Source organism: Actinacidiphila paucisporea, assembly GCF_900142575.1.
In the GTDB taxonomy this organism is placed as follows: Bacteria; Actinomycetota; Actinomycetes; order Streptomycetales; family Streptomycetaceae; genus Actinacidiphila; species Actinacidiphila paucisporea.
On sequence record NZ_FRBI01000004.1, the window covers coordinates 327,419 to 344,055 of the forward strand.

17 protein-coding genes are annotated in these 16,637 nt (G+C 74.1%); 7 read left to right on the forward strand and 10 right to left on the reverse strand.

The genetic code is table 11. From position 1 onward, the window contains the following. The first annotated feature begins 85 nt into the window (after positions 1–85). Positions 86–472 (forward strand): hypothetical protein, encoded by a 387-nt coding sequence (locus BUE44_RS09405; RefSeq protein WP_073496038.1) that lies wholly within the window; start codon positions 86–88, stop codon positions 470–472. Positions 473–625: 153 nt separating this feature from the next. Here BUE44_RS09405 and BUE44_RS09410 read toward each other — a convergent pair whose 3' ends face one another. The 5 genes from BUE44_RS09410 to BUE44_RS09430 all read right to left on the reverse strand — a co-directional run bounded on the left by BUE44_RS09410 (position 626) and on the right by BUE44_RS09430 (position 6,338). Further along, the gene (locus tag BUE44_RS09410) at positions 626–1,453 is read right to left on the reverse strand and encodes a DeoR/GlpR family DNA-binding transcription regulator (RefSeq protein ID WP_073496041.1); all 828 of its coding nucleotides are present in this window, start codon (positions 1,451–1,453) and stop codon (positions 626–628) included. Positions 1,454–1,645: 192 nt separating this feature from the next. Further along, positions 1,646–4,054, reverse strand: a complete 2,409-nt coding sequence (locus BUE44_RS09415; RefSeq protein WP_073496043.1) for a right-handed parallel beta-helix repeat-containing protein — start codon at positions 4,052–4,054, stop codon at positions 1,646–1,648. A gap of 128 nt (positions 4,055–4,182) precedes the next feature. After that, positions 4,183–4,824, reverse strand: a complete 642-nt coding sequence (locus tag BUE44_RS09420) for an Rv1733c family protein (RefSeq protein ID WP_073496045.1) — start codon at positions 4,822–4,824, stop codon at positions 4,183–4,185. A gap of 100 nt (positions 4,825–4,924) precedes the next feature. After that, positions 4,925–5,752 carry an MOSC domain-containing protein gene (locus tag BUE44_RS09425; protein ID WP_073496048.1) on the reverse strand — a complete coding sequence of 276 codons (828 nt, stop codon included), beginning with the start codon at positions 5,750–5,752 and terminating at the stop codon, positions 4,925–4,927. A gap of 31 nt (positions 5,753–5,783) precedes the next feature. Then, the gene (locus BUE44_RS09430) at positions 5,784–6,338 is read right to left on the reverse strand and encodes a DUF6643 family protein (RefSeq protein ID WP_073496050.1); all 555 of its coding nucleotides are present in this window, start codon (positions 6,336–6,338) and stop codon (positions 5,784–5,786) included. A 225-nt stretch (positions 6,339–6,563) separates the two neighbouring features. On the opposite strand from BUE44_RS09430, the gene BUE44_RS09435 reads away from it, so the two are divergent. After that, complete coding sequence (locus tag BUE44_RS09435; protein ID WP_107415659.1) at positions 6,564–7,568, forward strand: Tellurium resistance; 1,005 nt, start codon at positions 6,564–6,566, stop codon at positions 7,566–7,568. Positions 7,569–7,631: 63 nt separating this feature from the next. Here the strand turns inward: BUE44_RS09435 and BUE44_RS09440 are convergent, their stop codons facing one another. Continuing rightward, on the reverse strand, positions 7,632–8,801 hold the full coding sequence (locus tag BUE44_RS09440; RefSeq protein ID WP_073496056.1) for a glycosyltransferase: 1,170 nt from the start codon (positions 8,799–8,801) through the stop codon (positions 7,632–7,634). A 68-nt stretch (positions 8,802–8,869) separates the two neighbouring features. Here BUE44_RS09440 and BUE44_RS09445 point away from each other — a divergent pair, with 68 nt between their 5' ends. Both BUE44_RS09445 and BUE44_RS09450 read left to right on the forward strand, forming a co-directional pair. Beyond that, complete coding sequence (locus tag BUE44_RS09445; RefSeq protein WP_073496058.1) at positions 8,870–9,643, forward strand: glutamate racemase; 774 nt, start codon at positions 8,870–8,872, stop codon at positions 9,641–9,643. A 45-nt stretch (positions 9,644–9,688) separates the two neighbouring features. Next, positions 9,689–10,234, forward strand: a complete 546-nt coding sequence (locus tag BUE44_RS09450; RefSeq protein WP_073496060.1) for a hypothetical protein — start codon at positions 9,689–9,691, stop codon at positions 10,232–10,234. Between the two features lie 91 nt (positions 10,235–10,325). On the opposite strand, the gene BUE44_RS09455 is transcribed toward BUE44_RS09450, so the two are convergent. Next, entirely contained in the window at positions 10,326–11,417 is a 1,092-nt protein-coding gene (locus BUE44_RS09455) for an O-antigen ligase family protein (protein WP_107415660.1), read from the reverse strand. A gap of 191 nt (positions 11,418–11,608) precedes the next feature. Between BUE44_RS09455 and BUE44_RS09460 the strand changes: the two genes are divergently transcribed. The 3 genes from BUE44_RS09460 (at position 11,609) to BUE44_RS09470 (ending at position 14,294) form a co-directional block, all read left to right on the forward strand. Beyond that, positions 11,609–12,118: an NUDIX hydrolase gene (locus tag BUE44_RS09460; protein WP_073496063.1), complete on the forward strand. Its 510-nt coding sequence runs from the start codon at positions 11,609–11,611 to the stop codon at positions 12,116–12,118. Positions 12,119–12,271: 153 nt separating this feature from the next. Further along, a complete protein-coding gene (locus BUE44_RS09465; RefSeq protein ID WP_073496065.1) occupies positions 12,272–13,897 on the forward strand; it encodes an MFS transporter in 1,626 nt (541 codons plus the stop codon). A gap of 133 nt (positions 13,898–14,030) precedes the next feature. Further along, positions 14,031–14,294 (forward strand): hypothetical protein, encoded by a 264-nt coding sequence (locus BUE44_RS09470; protein ID WP_073496068.1) that lies wholly within the window; start codon positions 14,031–14,033, stop codon positions 14,292–14,294. Positions 14,295–14,348: 54 nt separating this feature from the next. On the opposite strand, the gene BUE44_RS09475 is transcribed toward BUE44_RS09470, so the two are convergent. From BUE44_RS09475 to dhaK, 3 genes are all read right to left on the reverse strand, one after another. Continuing rightward, complete coding sequence (locus BUE44_RS09475) at positions 14,349–14,753, reverse strand: PTS-dependent dihydroxyacetone kinase phosphotransferase subunit DhaM (protein ID WP_073496070.1); 405 nt, start codon at positions 14,751–14,753, stop codon at positions 14,349–14,351. After that, positions 14,750–15,412 (reverse strand): dihydroxyacetone kinase subunit DhaL, encoded by a 663-nt coding sequence (gene dhaL / locus BUE44_RS09480; protein ID WP_073496072.1) that lies wholly within the window; start codon positions 15,410–15,412, stop codon positions 14,750–14,752. Before dhaL ends, BUE44_RS09475 begins: the two co-directional genes overlap by 4 nt. 103 nt (positions 15,413–15,515) lie before the next feature. Next, the gene (gene dhaK / locus BUE44_RS09485) at positions 15,516–16,508 is read right to left on the reverse strand and encodes a dihydroxyacetone kinase subunit DhaK (RefSeq protein ID WP_073496074.1); all 993 of its coding nucleotides are present in this window, start codon (positions 16,506–16,508) and stop codon (positions 15,516–15,518) included. Positions 16,509–16,637 lie beyond the last annotated feature (129 nt).

The window sequence follows — 16,637 nt, forward strand, 5'->3', positions numbered from 1 at the left end:
TGGCGGGAGTATCGATTCGCCGGTTGGGGGACCGCGAGCAGCTCGCCCGCCCCGGCCTTGCCTGGACGAGACGAGAGCGTAGACAGTGACCACCGAGCAACCACCCGCGGCCGAGGAGCCGTCGCTGCCCGACGACGTATGGGAGCAGTTCGCCAACGACTCGGAGCGCGCGATACGGTCCAGCGCCCCCAAGGAGCCCTCCGCCCGGGCCCGCATCGTCGCCCGCCGGCTGCGCGAGGAGGACGAGCGGGCCGCCGAGGCGGAGCCGCGCCGCTGGCCGCGCCGCCGCCCGCAGCCGCCGCACACCCCCTCCCAGGCCGCCGCCGCCTGGCGGCCGGACAACCGGCCGCCCAGGCCGCCGGTGTCCCCCTCGATCCGCAGACTGCGGGCGCTGGCCGGCATCGTGCTGGTGGTCGCGGTGGTGCTGCTCGTCCTGGCCCCGGGCCGCGCCTGGTCCTGGATCGGCGGCTGACCGCCTGCGGCGGGCGCGTCAGCCCCCGCCGTGCCTCGGCCGACCACTCCGGGAACTCGCGCGTCACCCCTCGGCGCTGGTGGGTCGGTCTTCCTTCTCGTTCCCTGCGCGGGCGGCCTCGTGCCTCGGCCGACCACTACGGGAACTCGCGCGTCACCCCTCTGTGGGCTCGCCTGCCACGATCAGGTCCGACAGGTGCTCCGAGATCTCCGCGCGGAGCACCTCGGGGATGCCCGCGTCGGTCACCAGGGTGTCCACGTCCTCCAGGGCGGCGAAGGAACTCAGGCCCACCGTGCCCCACTTGGTGTGGTCCGCGATCACGACCACCCGGCGCGCTGAGCGCACGAAGTGCCGGTTGGTCTCCGCCTCCGCCAGGTTCGGCGTGGACAGGCCGGCCTCCACCGAGATGCCGTGCACGCCGAGGAAGAGCAGGTCGAAGTGCAGTGACTGGATGGCCCGGTCGGCCACCGGGCCGACCAGCGTCTCGGAGGGCGTACGCACGCCGCCGGTGATCACCACGGTGGCCGTCGCCTCCGCGTGGTTCGCGCCGGGCCGCCGCTGGCCCGACTGGAAGACGTCCGCGACGCGCACCGAGTTGGTGACCACCGTCAAATCGGGTACGTCCAGCAGGTGGTGCGCCAGCGCGTAGGCGGTCGTGCCGCCCGCCAGGGCGATCGCGCTGCCCGGCGGGACCAGCGTGGCCGCCGCCGTCGCGATGGCCTCCTTCGCGCCCAGTTCGAGCCCCGACTTCGCCTCGAAGCCCGGCTCGTGGCTGCTCGCCTCGACCACCGGCACGGCGCCGCCGTGCACCTTCTCGACCACGCCCTGCCGGGCGAGTGCGTCGAGGTCGCGGCGCACCGTCATGTCGGACACGTTGAGCCTGCGGGTCAGTTCGTTGACGCGTACTCCGCCGCGTCGGCGTACCTCGTCCAGGATCAGTGCCCGGCGCTGCTCCGCGAGGAGGTTCTGGTTGTCGCTCACCCGTGACCTCGTATCGTCCGTCTCGTTGTGTGCGATGCCGTCTGCCGGCGCGCTGCGGTCATCCTTCCACGCACCGCGCCCTCCGGTGTATGCCGGTCCACAGGTCGGAGCGCCCTCGCCGCCGCGAGCAGCGCCCCGCCGCGACCTGCGGCACACCGGGGGACCGGGCGGGCGGCGCGAGGCGCCGCCGGCTCAGGGCAGTTCGGGCAGGTCCTCCGGGTAGAGCAGCTGCAGCTCGTCGTGGGTCGGCTCCGCGACATGGGCCAGCCGCATGGCGTGCCGCTCCACCATCGCCTCGAAGGTCTGCCGCGCCGCCCTGCCGTTGCCGAAGGCCGGACCTTTGGGGAGCGCCGCGAAATACTTCAGCAGCGCGTCCCCCGTGTCCTCGCCGAGGCGGTACTCGTGCTCGGTGGCCTGCGACTCCACGATGCTCAGCAGCTCCTCCGAGGTGTAGTCGCCGAAGGTGATGGTCCGCGAGAAGCGGGACGCCACTCCGGGGTTGGAGGCCAGGAAGTGCTCCATCTCCGCCGTGTAGCCGGCCACGATCACCACGACCGCGTCCCGGTGGTCCTCCATCAGCTTCACCAGGGTGTCGATGGCCTCCCTGCCGAAGTCCCGCCCGGCGTCCTCCGGTGCCAGCGCGTAGGCCTCGTCGATGAAGAGCACCCCGCCGCGAGCCCGTTCGAAGGCCTCCTGGGTACGGATCGCCGTCGAGCCGATGTACTCGCCGACGAGGTCGACCCTGGCCACCTCCACCAGGTGGCCGCGCTCCAGCACGTCGAGCGAGGCCAGGATCTCGCCGTAGAGGCGGGCCACGGTCGTCTTGCCGGTGCCCGGGGAGCCGGTGAAGACCAGGTGGCGGCGCGGGGAGGGCGCCTTGAGCCCGGCCTGCTGGCGGCGGCGGCCCACCGCGATCATGTCGATCAGGGTGCGCACCTCCCGCTTGACGCTCTCCAGGCCGACCAGCGCGTCCAGCTCGCCCAGCACCTCGTCGCTCTCCCGGGCCGCCGGCACGGCCGCTTCCGCCTCGGCCTGCGCGGGCCGCTGCTGCGGCACCCCGCCGAGCAGGCCGTACGACTGGGCGGCGGGCTGCCGGTCGGGCGTCGCGGGCGCCGGGACCGGGACCGGCTCGGGAGCGGCGCTGCGGTCGCTGGTGCAGTCCTCGGTGAGCGGGCCCGGCTCGGCGAACTCGTAACCTCCGCGCGCGCAGCGCTCGGTACGGCACCGGGTCAGCGTGGACCGGCAGCCGTCGATGATGTGGAAGCCGTAGCCCTTGCTGCCGGTCACCCGGCACCCGGTGAAGGTGCCGCGGCCCTCGGCCGACACGTAGATGCCGGACTCGGTCGCGTTGGTGACCGTGCAGCGGTCGAGTGCGGGGTCGGCGCCCTTGGTGACGATCACCCCGGTCGCGGTGTCGTCGATGGTGACCTGCGCGAAGGTGCCGCCGCTGCCGTGGTCGCGGAACCAGGCGCCGGTCGCGGCCTCCTTGATCCGGCAGTCGTCCAGCTGGACGTTGGCGCCGTCGCTCACCGAGACCGCGGTGTTGCGGATCTGCGTGAAGTCGCTGTCCACGACGTCCGCGCGGGAGCCGCGGTCCAGCACGAACAGCGCGTCCGGCACGTCGTGCACCCGGCAGGCGTCCAGTATGGCCACCGCGCCGTCGCTGACCCACACCGCCGGATAGTCGCCGGTGCTGTCGTGGATCTCGCACTGGTTGGCGTCGGCCCTGGTCCCCGGGTCCCACACCGACAGGCCGTTGCGGCCGAAGCGGCGGACCGCGCAGCGGGTCAGCGTCAGCACCGAGCGGGCCCGCAGGTCGACGGCATTCTCCGGGATGTCGTGGATGTCGCAGTCGGACATCGCCAGCACCGCGTCGGTGTCCAGCGAGACGCCGTCGCCGGTGGTGCGGTGCAGCTGGCAGTCGGTCAGATGCCCGGACGCCCGCTGCGACAGGTGCAGCCCGGTGCCCTGGATCTCGTAGACCTCGCAGCCCAGGGCCTCGATCGAGCTGTGCTCGCCGGTGACCGACAGGCCCGAGCCCGTGGCGTGGTGGATCCGGCAGCGCTCCAGCCGGGGGCTGCCGCCGCCGCGTACCGCGACGCCGCTCTGGCCCGCCGACACCACCTCGCAGTCCTCGAACAGCCCAGCCGCCTCGTCCAGCACGCTGATGCCGAGCCCCGCCGGGTTGTCGACCGTGCAGCGCCGCACCGTGGGGCGGGCGCCGTCGCGCACTTCCAGGCCGACCGCGGAACGGGTGCTGATCCGCAGGCCCGTCAGCTCGGGGGCGCAGGCCTCCACCAGCAGTGCGGCGGCCGTGCTGTCCTGGCCCTCGACCAGCAGGTCGTGCACGCCGGCCGCCGCCCGTACCGTCACCGCCACGCCCGACGCCGGGGCGATGCGGACCGTGCCGGGGCCTTCCGCGCAGCGCAGGGTGACCGCGTGCTCGATCACCAGATTCTCCCGGTAGGTGCCCGGGGACACCGACAGCACGTCGCCGTCGGCGGCCGCCTCCAGGGCGGCCCCCACGGTGGCGTACTCGCCTGTGCGGCGGCGCCACCGCGAACTGCTCGGGTTGGTGACCTGCACCACGCCGTGTGCCATCGGGCTGTCTGCCCCCACCTCTTACGTCAGCCGACCGGGGGATCAACCGTAGCGCGCGCGGAGGCCCGTCGTTGACGACAGCCCGTCAGGTGGACGCCGCCACCTGCCCGGGCGCCCCGCGCCACGGCTCAGCCGCCCGCGCCTGCCCGGCCCCAGTCCTGGCCGACCCTGGCCCATTCGCGCTCCCAGGAGTCCATCCTGCGCCGCATCAGCCGCCACACCAGGAGCTGCCTGACCATCACCAGGGTCCCGGCGGCCGCCGAGCCGGTGGCCAGACCCGCGAGCACCGCGTGCGTGGAGGCGGTCGCGTCGTCCAGCGGCGGCGGTACGAGCACGCCCGTCCTGTCGGTCCACAGCAGCAGCCTGTTGTCGTGCCAGACCTCGAGGCCTACCGGCACCTTGGCGGTGTGCACCGAGCGGTCGGGGGCGATCCAGCGCAGCATGTCCCCGTGCCGCGGGTCGGTGTCGCTGCCTGCCGCGGCCACGGCGGCGGCCGCCCTCTCCGCACCCGGGGCGGCGGTGGCGCCGGGCGCCGCGGGGGACTCGACCACCGCGGCGGGCACCAGGGTCCGCTCGGCCCGCTGCGTGCGCGCCACCCGCAGGAGGGTGCGGTCGACAGACTGCCCCGCCCACCAGCCCAGCAGCGGCACGGCGCAGAGCAGCAGCATGGTGACGACTCCCAGCCACGCCTCGACGACATCGGAGCGCCGGCGCAGCGGATTGCGCCGCCACCGCCACCCGCGCTTGGTGAGCCTCTTGCGACGAGCCATGGGCGGACCACCCCCTTTACCCGTTCAACTACCGCAAACGGCGCGACTCATGCGTGCGATCGCGTCCCGTCTCGGGTCGCGGGCAGAACGCGTCGACGCATCACTCCAGTGTGGTCAACGGATCGCCGACGCGCAGGGTTCCGGATTGCTCGGGTACCAGATTCTGGCCGAAGACCAGCGCCGAGCCGATCCTGCGGTGCCGGGCCAGGGTGCGCAGCGGCTCCTTGCCGCGGGCGCCGCTGTCCTGGTCGGTGGTGGTGACCACGCAGCGCCCGCAGGGCTTGGGCACCCGGAAGGTGACCTGGCCGATCCGCACCCGCCGCCAGCCGTCCTCGGCCCACGGGTCGGTGCCGTCGACCACCACGTTGGGCCGGAAGCGGCTCATCGGCAGCGGCCCCTCCTGCGCCCGGTCGCCCGCGGCGATCAGCGCGTTGAGGGCGTCGAGCGAGGCGGTCGTGGTGACGAGCAGCGGATAGCCGTCGGCAAGGCTGACCGTCTCGCCGGGCAGCGCGTACCGCGGGTCGATCGGCCGCCGTACTCCCGGGTCGTCAAGATGCACCAGCCGAACCGGCGTGCCGAGGTAGCCGGAGAACCACGCGTCGGCCTCGTCGCCCGCCGGCAGCACGTCCACCTTCCCGGCGAAGAGCCGCACCGTGCGCAGCGGCCCGGAGGCGGGCGGCACGACGGTGAGCGGCGGCTGCCCGGGCGCGGTCAGCCGCAGGCCGCCACCCCCCACGGGCAGTGCGGCGAGCAGCGTCAGACGTGGTTGCTCCCGTTGCGTCACAGCGGAGTCGGTGCCGGCGTCGACCAGCATCCAGCGGCGGTCCTCCGCGAGCCCCCACGGCTCCACGACCGCCTCCTGCGTGCCGACAGCGCGCAGCGACTTGACCGGGTAGATGTTCAGCGCGCTGAGCCGTGGCGTGGTCACCCCACCATCCTGCCAGCCGCCGTGAGCGGGATCAGCCCTGGTAGTAGCCTCCGCCGCCCTGGCCGAGGTTGCGCCGCTGGTACTGCTCCTCGGGGTGCCCGCCGGGCACCTGCCGCGGCGGTACGGGACGCGGAGGCACCGGGCGGGCCGCCTCGTAACCGCTGGGGGAGGGCTGCGGCGGCATCGCCGGGTAGCCGTTCCCGTTGGTGTTCTGGTAGCCGCCGTTGCCGTAGCCGCCGCGCGGCGGGGCCTGCTGCGGGATGTACTGCGCGGGCGGCTGCTGGTAGCCGCCGCTCTGGTAGCCGCCGGGCGCCGCGGGCTGCGGCTGCTGGTACGACGGAGAGGACGGTCCCGACGGCAGCGCGGGAAGCGCGGGCAGGGCCGGCAGGTTGCTGCCGCCGCCGTAGCCGTTGGCCAGACCCGTGTCGTAGCCGGAGTAGGGCGACGGTACACGGATCGGTGCGATCTGCGGGGTGCCGCGCTCCGCCACGAGGCTGTCGTAGATCGGGGTGTCCGGGAAGGACGACGATGACGAGGGGTAGTAGCCGCCGTAGCCGCCACCGTACGAACCGCGGGGGGTGGTCATGGGCCATAAGTTAAGCCCACGATGTGGTCGTTGGGGAGACCGATTAGAGGGTTGTTTGACGGGCGACGAGTGACACCAAGTCCCCAATATGAGCGAATCCCCGGAAACCGGTCAGCTCGGCATGGTGTGATCAGGTAAAAGACGTGCGTCTGAGGGATTACCGGGGAGCCGTGACGCACCGGCGGAGGGGGCGGGATGCTGCTGCGCAGGGGGGAAAGTGTCCGGTTGCCGATCGCCGAAGTCCGATTGGAGTTCGGACGGGGCACCGGTCCGGGCATACCGCGGGCCGATCTGTGCGCGCTTCTGCTCGTCGGCGGCGCACCGCGCGGCGCCGGCGACCTGGTCGACGCGGACGTGCCCGGGCACGAGTCGGGCGCGGTCACCCACACCCGCGCGACGGCCGCCGACGGCGACGTCCTGGACACCCTCGTCCTGGACCTGGCGTCACTCGAATCAGCCGTCACCACCGTGCTGGTGGTGATACGCGCCGAGGGCGGACCGCTCGGCCGCATCCCCGGACTGCGGCTGCGCGCACTGGTCGAGGGCGCGCAGCCGGTACGGCTCGACTGCGGCGGTGTCACCGGCGGCCGGATGCTGGTGGTCGGCGAGTGCTACCGCGACGCGGCGGGCGAGAGGTGGCGGCTGCGCGCGGCCGCCCTCACCGCACCCCTCATGCCCGCCACCCCGCGCCCGGCCCGGCCCACGCCCGTGGTGCTGCCGCCCGCCGGTACGTGCGCCGGCCCGGGACTGCTGCGGATCGCCTTCTGCGCGGAAGGGGGCGGCGGGGCCCGCATCGACCTGTGCGCGCTCTTCGAACTGGCCGACGGGCGCAAGGGCGTCGTCCAGCCGCTCGGCGGCGCCGCCGGCGCGCTGCGGCTGCCGCCGTACGTACGGCTCGACGGCGACCGCCTCACCGTCAACCTCGACCAGGCCGCGCGCTTCCGGCGCGTCCTGGTCTTCCTCGCCCTGCGCGGCGCAGGGCGCAGCTTCGCCGACGTCCGCGGCACGGTCACGGTACGGCCCGACCACGGGCCCCCGCAGGACTTCCCCCTCGACCCCGGCGACCCGGCCTCCACCGTCTGCGCCCTGCTCCTCCTCACCCCGGAGGGGGACGCCCTGCGCGTCCGCCGCGAGGCCCGCCACCTCGCCGTCCGGCGCGGTGTCAGCCCCCAGCGCACGGTCGACTACGCCTACGGCTGGGGTCTGGTGTGGACCCCGGCCGCGCTGTGACCCGCGCTTATCGGCTCACGAGGGGCGCGGTCAGGCCGGGGTCGTGTTCAGGCCGGGTCGTGTTCAGGTCGGGTCGGGGCGGGAGTAGGTGCGGCCCTTCCAGGCGGCGCCGCGGCCGCGGTAGTGCTGGACGGCGGAGTCGACGGTCATCAGGAGGTACAGCGCGGCGGTGTAGGGGAGGGTCGGCGCGAGCCACCACCGCTGGCCGTAGTAGCGCAGCATGGGGAGATACGTCGCCGTCATGACGGCCCAAGCGGCGGCGCCGAGGGCGCACACGGACCACGCCCCGGCTGCGGCGCCGCCGATGGCGGCGGCCGGCGGGACGAGGTAGATCAGGACGAGGCCGACCACTGTGCCGGCCAGCAGCGCCGGGCTGTGGCGGAGTTGGGCGTAGGCGCTGCGCGAGACCATCCGCCACAGCTCGCCGAGGTGCGGGTAGGGGCGGATGCTGTCGACGCGGTCGGCGAGCCCGAGCCAGATCCGGCCACCCGAGCGCCGTACCGCCCCCGCGAGGGCGACGTCGTCGATGACGGACTGGCGGATGCTGTCCGGCACCCCGGCCGCGTCGACGGCGCCGGCGCGGATCAGGACGCAGCCGCCGGCCGCCGCCGCCGTGCGGGAGCGCGGGCGGTTGATCCAGCGGAAGGGGTAGAGCTGCGCGAAGAAGTAGACGAAGGCCGGGACGATCAGCCGCTCCCACCCGGTCTCGACCCGCAGCCTGGCCATCTGCGACACCATGTCGAGGTCCGCGCCGACCGCCGCGGTGACCAGGGCGCGCAGGCTGTCCGGCCGGTGCGCGATGTCGGCGTCGGTGAGCAGCAGGTATTCCGCCCCGGTGCGCTCGCGCGCGAGCGCGACACCGTGGCGTACCGCCCACAGCTTGCCCGTCCAGCCGGTCGGCGGCTCGCCGGGGGAGGAGACGGTCAGCGGCAGCCCCCCGTGCGCCCGCGCCAGTTCGCGGGCGACGTCCCCGGTGCCGTCGGTGCTGCCGTCGTCGACCAGGAAGACCTCGGCCCGGCCGGGATAGTCCTGCGCCAGCAGCGAGGCCAGGCTCAGGTCCAGCACCGCGGCCTCGTCCCGCGCGGGTACCACGACGGCGACCGCCGGCCATGCGGAGGGCTCGGCGACCCGCGGCGGCAGCCGCACGTCCGTACGCCAGAAGAAGCCCTGTCCCAGCAGCAGCCACACCCACACCAGCAGGGACAGCCCTGCGATCACTGTCGTCACCGTCACCCGCGGCAGTCTGCCGCACGCCGGGTGCCGGGCGGCGGCGCGGTCGGCGCGCCGCTTAGGGTGAGGGGGTGAAGATCGCACTCGTGGACTCCGGAATCGGACTGCTGGCCGCCGCCGCGGCCGTACGCCGGATGCGGCCGGACGCCGATCTGGTGCTGTCGTGCGACCCGGAGGGCATGCCCTGGGGGCCGCGGACCGCGCAGGACGTCAGCGACCGCGCGCTGCGGTGCGCGCTGGCCGCCGCCGAACGCGGCCCTGACGCCTTGATCGTCGCCTGCAACACCGCGTCCGTGCATGCGCTGACGGCGGTGCGGGCCGCGCTGGAGCCGGCCCTGCCGGTCGTCGGCACGGTGCCCGCGATCAAGCCCGCCGCGGCGGGCGGCGGCGGCGTCGCCATCTGGGCGACGCCCGCCACCACGGGCAGCGCCTACCAGCGCGCGCTGATCGCCGAGTTCGGCGGCGCCGCCGAGGTCACCGAGGTGCCGTGCCCCGGGCTCGCCGACGCCGTGCAGGCCGGCGACACCGCGGCGGTCGCCGCCGCGATCGAGGCGGCGGCGGCGTTGACCCCGGTGGGCGTACGCGCGGTCGTGCTCGGCTGCACGCACTACGAGCTCGTCACTGACCGCATCGCGGCGGCCGTGCCGGGTGCGGAGATGTTCGGTTCCGCCGACGCCGTCGCCGCGCAGGCGCTGCGCAGGATCGGCCAGGCGGCGCGGACGCCGGCCGGCGGTGTCTTCGGCGGTCTCGAGGTGCTGCTCAACGGGCGCGGCGCCGGCCTGCCCGACGTCGCGACGGCGTACGCCGAGGGTGCGGCGCTGGCCGTGACACCCGCCACGGCGTGACGCCGCAGGGCTGCCCATTGCGTGCCGTATGAGTACGCTTCGACCATGACGTACGCTCCCCGACCGGAGTCCGTCACGCCCCAGGTGTGGACGGGCCGCGCCAGCAACCGCATGCAGTGGGTTCTCGCCACGGCGGGCGCCGCATGCCTCGCGCTGGGCATCGAGCTGGCAGTCGACCAGCCCGCGACCACCGATCTCGCGCCGCTGGTGATGTCGGTGGTGGGCTGCCTCGCGGTGGGGCTGCTGATCCTCTTCGGCACGGTCGCCTTCACCCACGTCAAGGTCCAGATCGACCGGGAGTGCGTCGAGGTGCGCTGCGGCCACATCGGGCTGCCGCGCCGGCGGATCCCGCTCGCGGACGTCATCGGCGCCAGCCTGGTGCCGCTGATCAGCCCGCGCAGCTGGGGCGGCTGGGGCTACCGCTGGCGCCCGGAGAAGGGCACCGCCGTCGTCGTACGGCGCGGCCCCGGCATCATCATCGACCTCGGCGCCGGGCATCGCTTCACCGTGACGGTGGACGATCCCGAGGGGGCCGTGCTGGCCATCCGCGCGTGGTTGCGGCTGCGGGCCAGGACGCTGGCCGGCCCCTGAGGGAGCTGGCCCCCCTCGCGCTGGCCGGGAGCGCGGTTCCGCCCCGAAAAAGTTCGCTCGAACGTACGGCGGCGCCCCTCCCCCTTCCGGCTCAGTCGGCCGGGGGGAAGGGGTCGGGTGGGAAAGGGTGCGCTGTCGCCACGCCGGACAGGAAGCCGGCGCCGGCGGTGACGACGGCGTAGCTCAGGATGTGGTCGACGGTGGCGAGAATCGCCAGGCCGGTGAGGGTGGCGGCGGCGGTGAGCACCACCGGTGTGGGGCGCGGGGAGCGCCACAGGGCGGTGAGGAGCCAGCCGAACGCGAGGGCCAGCAGGGCGACACCGGGGATGCCCTGCTCCGCGGCGAGCTGGAGCGGCGCGGACTGGGGGGACTCCGCTGCCGGGGCGAGGCCGGACGGGGCCGCGGGCGGGGCCTCGTCGGCGAAGCGTTCGGGGCCGACACCGCGCAGCGGATGCTTCTCCGCGAGGTCGACCGCCTGGTGCCACAGCTCGACACGGGGCTGGGTGAGCTGGCCGGTGAGGGATTCCGACAGGCCGGACGGCAGCGCGTCGGTGGCCACCGCGGCGCTGCCGCCGACCGCGAGTGCCGCTGCCAGGGCGAGGGCGGCCAGGCCCGGCAGGCGGCGCCGCACGCGGGCCGCGGCCAGGGAGCACAGGACGATCGCGACGCCCGCCGCGAAGCCGGCAGCGGAACCGAGCGCGAGGGCGGCCGCGGCGGCGCCCGCGCCCACGGAGCGCAGCGCGATCCGCCGGGCGGCGCCCCGGGCGGCCCAGGCGGCGCAGCAGGCGGCGCCGACGGCCAGGACGAGGAGGGCCGCGTCGGCGTTCGGGTAGCCCAGCGGCGGCGCGTCCGGATGCGCGGACAGCCGGGTCGGCGGTACGAGCACCAGGGCCAGGACGGCGCCCGCGGCGGCGGCCGGCGCCAGGACCGGCAGCAGGGCCCCCAGGATGCGGCCGAGCGCGTAACCCGCGGTGACGGCGAGCAGCGCGAGCAGCGTGCCCTCGGGGCGGGCGGGCCGGCCGGCGGCCGCTATCAGCGTCCAGACGGCGCAGCAGACGAGCACCACGATGCCGGCCGCGTCCAGGAACCCGCCGCCCCGCTCCCCGGCCGTCCGGCCCTGGGGCGAGCCGTCGCCGCGGCCCGCCCGAGTGGCGCCCGGCGTCCCGCCGGCCGTCGTGTCCATGCCCCCGTACCCCCTGACGCCGCACGGACGCGACGGCGTGCCGTCACGCCCGCGTTCCCCGCGTGGGCGCTGCCTGTCGGGCCACCGTAACGGCTGACGGATCCGCTGTGGACACTTGTGTGGCACCGATGTCTTCGTTGGGAAACCTGGTGCGAATGAGGCGTTCACCGGGCGTCTCGTAGGCTCGGGCCATGGCGATTCCGCAATTCATCCTGGACATCCGCGCCAAGGCGGGCGAGACGCTGCTGTTCCTGCCGGGCGTGGTGATGGTGGTGTTCGACGAGCGCGGCCGGGTCCTGCTCAACCGCCGGGCCGACACCGGGAAGTGGGCACTGATCAGCGGTATCCCCGACCCCGGCGAGCAGCCCGCCGAGGCGGCCGTGCGGGAGATCGAGGAGGAGACCGGCGTCGCGGCGGTCGTGGAGCGGGTGCTGAGCGTCTTCACCACCGAGCCCGTGGTCTACCCCAACGGCGACCGGGCGCAGTACATGGACATCGTGCTGCGCTGCCGCGCGGTCGGCGGCGAGGCGCGGGTCAACGACGACGAGTCGCTCGAGGTGGGCTGGTTCGCCCTGGACGAGCTGCCGCCCCTCGGCCCGATCGCCCGCGGCCGGATCGAGCTGGCACTGCGTGGCGATCCGACCTGGTTCGCCCCCGCCCAGGTCCCCGGGATCGCCGCCCGCGGCTACCAGGCACCCTGAGCCGCGGCGGGGCCGGTCCGCCGGCCCCGCCGGCCCGTGTGATCCACACCTCACCGTACGAGCGCGATGTCACATCGCGCCGCGCCGCACACCTCTGCCTCGTACGACCACGAGGCCGTGAGCGACTGTGCCGCGCACGGCGAGGAGGAGACTGTGAACAAGTTGCGGGGCAACCCGTGGGCGATCCTGACGGTGCTGTCCATCGGGTTCTTCATGACACTGCTCGACCTGACCATCGTCAACATCGCCATCCCCGACATGGTCGGCCACCTGGACGCCTCACTCGACCAGATCCTGTGGATCACCAACGCCTACACGCTGGCGCTCGCCGTCCTGCTGATCACCTCGGGGCGGCTCGGCGACCTGAACGGCAAGAAGAACCTGTTCATCTACGGTGTCGCTCTGTTCACCCTGGCCAGCCTGGCGTGCGGCCTCTCGCAGAACCCGAGCGAGCTGATCACCTTCCGGGCGGTCCAGGGCGTGGGCGCCGCGATGCTGCTGCCGCAGACCCTGTCGCTCGTGGTGGACGTCTTCCCGACCGAGAAGCGCGGTGTCGCGCTCGGCGTGTGGGGCATCGTCGCCGGTGTGTCAGGCGCCGCCGGGCCCACGGTCGGCGGGCTGCTGGTCACCAAGCTGGACTGGCGGTGGATCTTCTTCGTCAACATCCCGCTCGGCGTGATCTGCGTCATCGGCGCGGTCATCCTCTTCCCCGCGCCCGTACGGACCGTCAGGCACCGTTTCGACGTGCCGGGGGTGGTCCTGTCCTCGGTCGCGTTGTTCCTGCTGTCGTTCGGCCTGATCGAGGGCGAGAAATACGACTGGAACGGCTGGATCTGGGGCGCCGTCGCGGCTTCGGCGGTGGTGGGCGGGATCTTCCTGCTCTACCAGCGCGGCCAGCAGGACAACGAGCCGCTGGTGCCCTTCTCGCTGTTCAGGGACCGCAACTTCACCCTCATGAACTTCGTCGGCATCGCCATCTCGTTCGGCATCGTCGGGCTCTTCCTGCCGATCACCGTCTACCTCCAGTCGGTGCTGGGCTACAGCGCGCTCAAGGCGGGCCTGGTGCTGCTCCCGCTGTCCGTCGGCACGTTCGTGACGGCAGGACCGGCGGCGGTGCTCGCCGACAAGGTGGGCGCCAAGTACATCCTGATGACCGGTCTGACGCTCTTCGGCGGCGGCCTGGCCTGGATCATGGCGGTCGCGGACGTCGGCAGGAGCTGGACGGGTGTCGTCGCCCCGCTGTTCATCATGGGCCTCGGCACAGGCTGCACCTTCTCGCCGATGGCCACCGAGGTCATGCGCAATGTGCCGCCCAAGCTCACCGGTGCCGCCTCCGGCGTCAACAACGCGCTGCGGCAGGTCGGTTCCGTCCTGGCCGGCGCCGTGGTGGGCGCGGTCCTCCAGGGGCGCTTCGCCTCCGCGCTGAAGGACCAGGCGGCGCAGCGGGCCGGCGACGTACCGGCCGCGTACCGCCGGTCGTTCGTGCAGAGCTTCGACGGGGCGCGCAAGCACCTCGACGTCGCGGCGCCGGACGCGGGGCCGCGGGTGCCGAGGAACACGCCGCCCGATGTCGCGCACCGCGTCCAGGACGCGGCAGGCGCCGTGTTCGGCCACGGCTTCATCGACGCCATGGGGCCGACGCTGCTGGTCTCCGTCGGGGTGCTCGCGCTGGGCGTGGTGAGCTGCCTGTTCGTCGTGAAGTTCAAGGGCGCGCCGGCGAACCCGCACGGACTGCCGCTGAGCGACGAGGAGATCACGGCAGCCGGCACCGCCGTGTAGGCCGCCAGGCCGACCGCGGGCCGGCTCGCACACGAATTCGCCAAATACCGTCTGGCCAGCGGACTTTGTCAGTGCCTGGCAGTAAAATGGACAGTGTTCGTCAGGGTCGGCCCGACGTCGCAGGAGGATGCCGATGGCTGTTGCCGTACTGTCCGCCCCGAAGTCCCCACTCCCCAGGAAGCCACTGCCCGCCGGCCGCCCGCGCGGCTGGTATGTCGCGCACAACCGCCGCCTGAAGACCATGCGCCTGGTGATAGCCCTGCTCGACGCCGGAATCTACGAGCCGGGTCAGGCCGGCAACCGCCGGATCCGCGACACCGCGGAGCGGATCGGCGTCCACGAGCCGTCCGACACCACCTGCCGCATGGTCCGCGCCCTGCTGGTCTACGGGCGCTGACCGGCCACGCCCGCCGGCCCCCTCCGCGCGACCTCGCGCGGAGGGGGCCGGCGGTCAGGTCTTGCGGTAGGTGTACGCCTCCGCCGCCGCCGCGGCGACCGCGTCCAGGTCGGCGCCGGTCGAGGCGGTGACCACCGCGGCGACGGCCCCCTCAAGGAACGGCGCGTCCACCAGCCGCGCACCCGAGGGCAGTTCGTCGTCGGCGAGCAGCGCCTTGACGGTCAGGACGGCACTGCCCAGGTCGGCGAGCACCGCCACGCCCGCCCCGCGGTCCACCGAGCGGGCCGCGGCGGCGATCAGGTCGGAGCTGGTGCCGAGCCCGCCGTCCGGACCACCCCCCGCCGGGGCGACCGGCACGTCGCCGCCGCCCCCGGTCAGGCCCACGGCGAGGTCCGCGACGGCGCTGGCCACCTGGGCACTGTGCGAGACCAGCACCACACCCACCAGCGGGGCGCTCATACGTCCCCCCGCGCGGTCTCGGCCAGCGCGGTGATCAGCAGCGCCGACGAGGTGGCCCCCGGGTCCTGGTGGCCGACACTGCGCTCACCCAGGTAGCTGGCCCGGCCCTTGCGGGCCCGCAGCGGGGTGGTCGCCTTCGCGCCCTCGTCGGCCGCGGCGGACGCCGCGGCGAGGGCGTCCGCCGCCCCGCCGCCCGCGTCCAGGGCGCCGGTCAGCGCGTCCAGTGCCGGCAGCAGCGCGTCCAGCATGGTCTTGTCCTCCGGCCCGGCGCCGCCCAGCGCCGCCACACCGTCGACGCCGGCGCGCAGCGCGTCCCGCAGCCGGGCCGCCGAGACCGCCTGCTCCTCGCCGAGCTCCTTGCCCGCCCGCCGCAGCAGCGTGCCGTACAGGGGCCCCGACGCGCCGCCGACCGTACTGATCAGCGTGCGTCCGACCAGCACCAGCACGCCGCCGGGAGTCTCCGGCGGGTCCTGCTCGACCGCCGTGCGCGCGGCCAGGAAGCCGCGCCGCATGTTCGTACCGTGGTCGGCGTCGCCGATGGGGGAGTCCAGCTCGGTCAGCCGGGCCGACTCGCGGTCCATCGCGGCAGCGGCCGCGTCGAGCCAGCGGCGCACAAAGGCCGCGTCGACCGGAGCCTCGGGATCGGGGGTTGCGTTCATCGCGGTCGCGCGGTCCTTTCGCCGGTGGTACGGGATACGCCGGTGGTACGGATTACGTGCCGGTGGTCCGCCGGCCCGGTGGGCGGCCGGCGGGGGACCGGGATCAGCAGCCCCAGCGCAGGCCGGGGGTCGAGACCGGTGCGTCCCACAGCCGCAGCAGCTCCTCGTCGACCTGGCAGATCGTCACCGACGCTCCCGCCATGTCCAGCGAGGTCACATAGTTGCCGACCAGGGTGCGGGCCACCGGGACACGCCGCTCGGCGAGCGCGCGCTGCACCTCGGCGTTGAAGCCGTACAGCTCCAGCAGCGGGGTCGCGCCCATCCCGTTGACCAGCACGAGGACCGGGCCGTCCGGGTTGAGGTCGGAGACGACCGCCTCGACGGTGACGTCGGCGATCTCGCCCGAGGTCATCATGGCCCGCCGCTCCCGGCCGGGCTCGCCGTGGATGCCGACGCCCAACTCCAGTTCGCCCTCCGGCAGGTCGAAGGTCGGTCCGCCCTTGGCCGGGGTGCTGCACGCGCTGAGCGCCACGCCGAAGGTGCGGGACGCCGCGTTGACCTGCCGGGCCAGTGCCGCCACCCGGTCGAGCGGGGCACCCTCCTCGGCGGCGGCGCCGGCGATCTTCTCGATGAAGAGCGTCGCGCCCGTGCCCCGCCGGCCCGCAGTGTAGAGGCTGTCGGTGACGGCCACGTCGTCGTCCACCAGGACGCTGACGACCTGCACGCCCTCGTCCTCGGCCAGCTCGGCAGCCATCTGGAAGTTCAGCACGTCACCGGTGTAGTTCTTCACGATGAACAGGACCCCGGCGCCGCTGTCCACCGCGGCCGCCGCCCGTACCATCTGGTCCGGCACCGGCGAGGTGAAGACCTCACCGGGACAGGCCGCGTCCAGCATGCCCTTGCCGACGAATCCGCCGTGCAGGGGCTCATGCCCCGACCCGCCGCCGGAGACCAGTCCGACCTTGCCCTCGTAGGGGGCGCCGCGCCGCACGATCACCCGGCGCTCGACGTCGACGGTCAGCTCGGGATGCGCGGCGGCGAATCCGCGCAGCGCATCGGCGACCACGTTCTCGGCGACGTTGATCAGCATCTTCATCGGCTACTCCGTCCGCACGACCATGGTGGTCTCCAGCCTACGTTTCCGGCGCCCGGCGGGCACCACGTGGCGGCCGGGCGCAGTAGCGCGGACCCGTCCCGCGCGTGCGCCGGCGCCGTTACCGTGGGC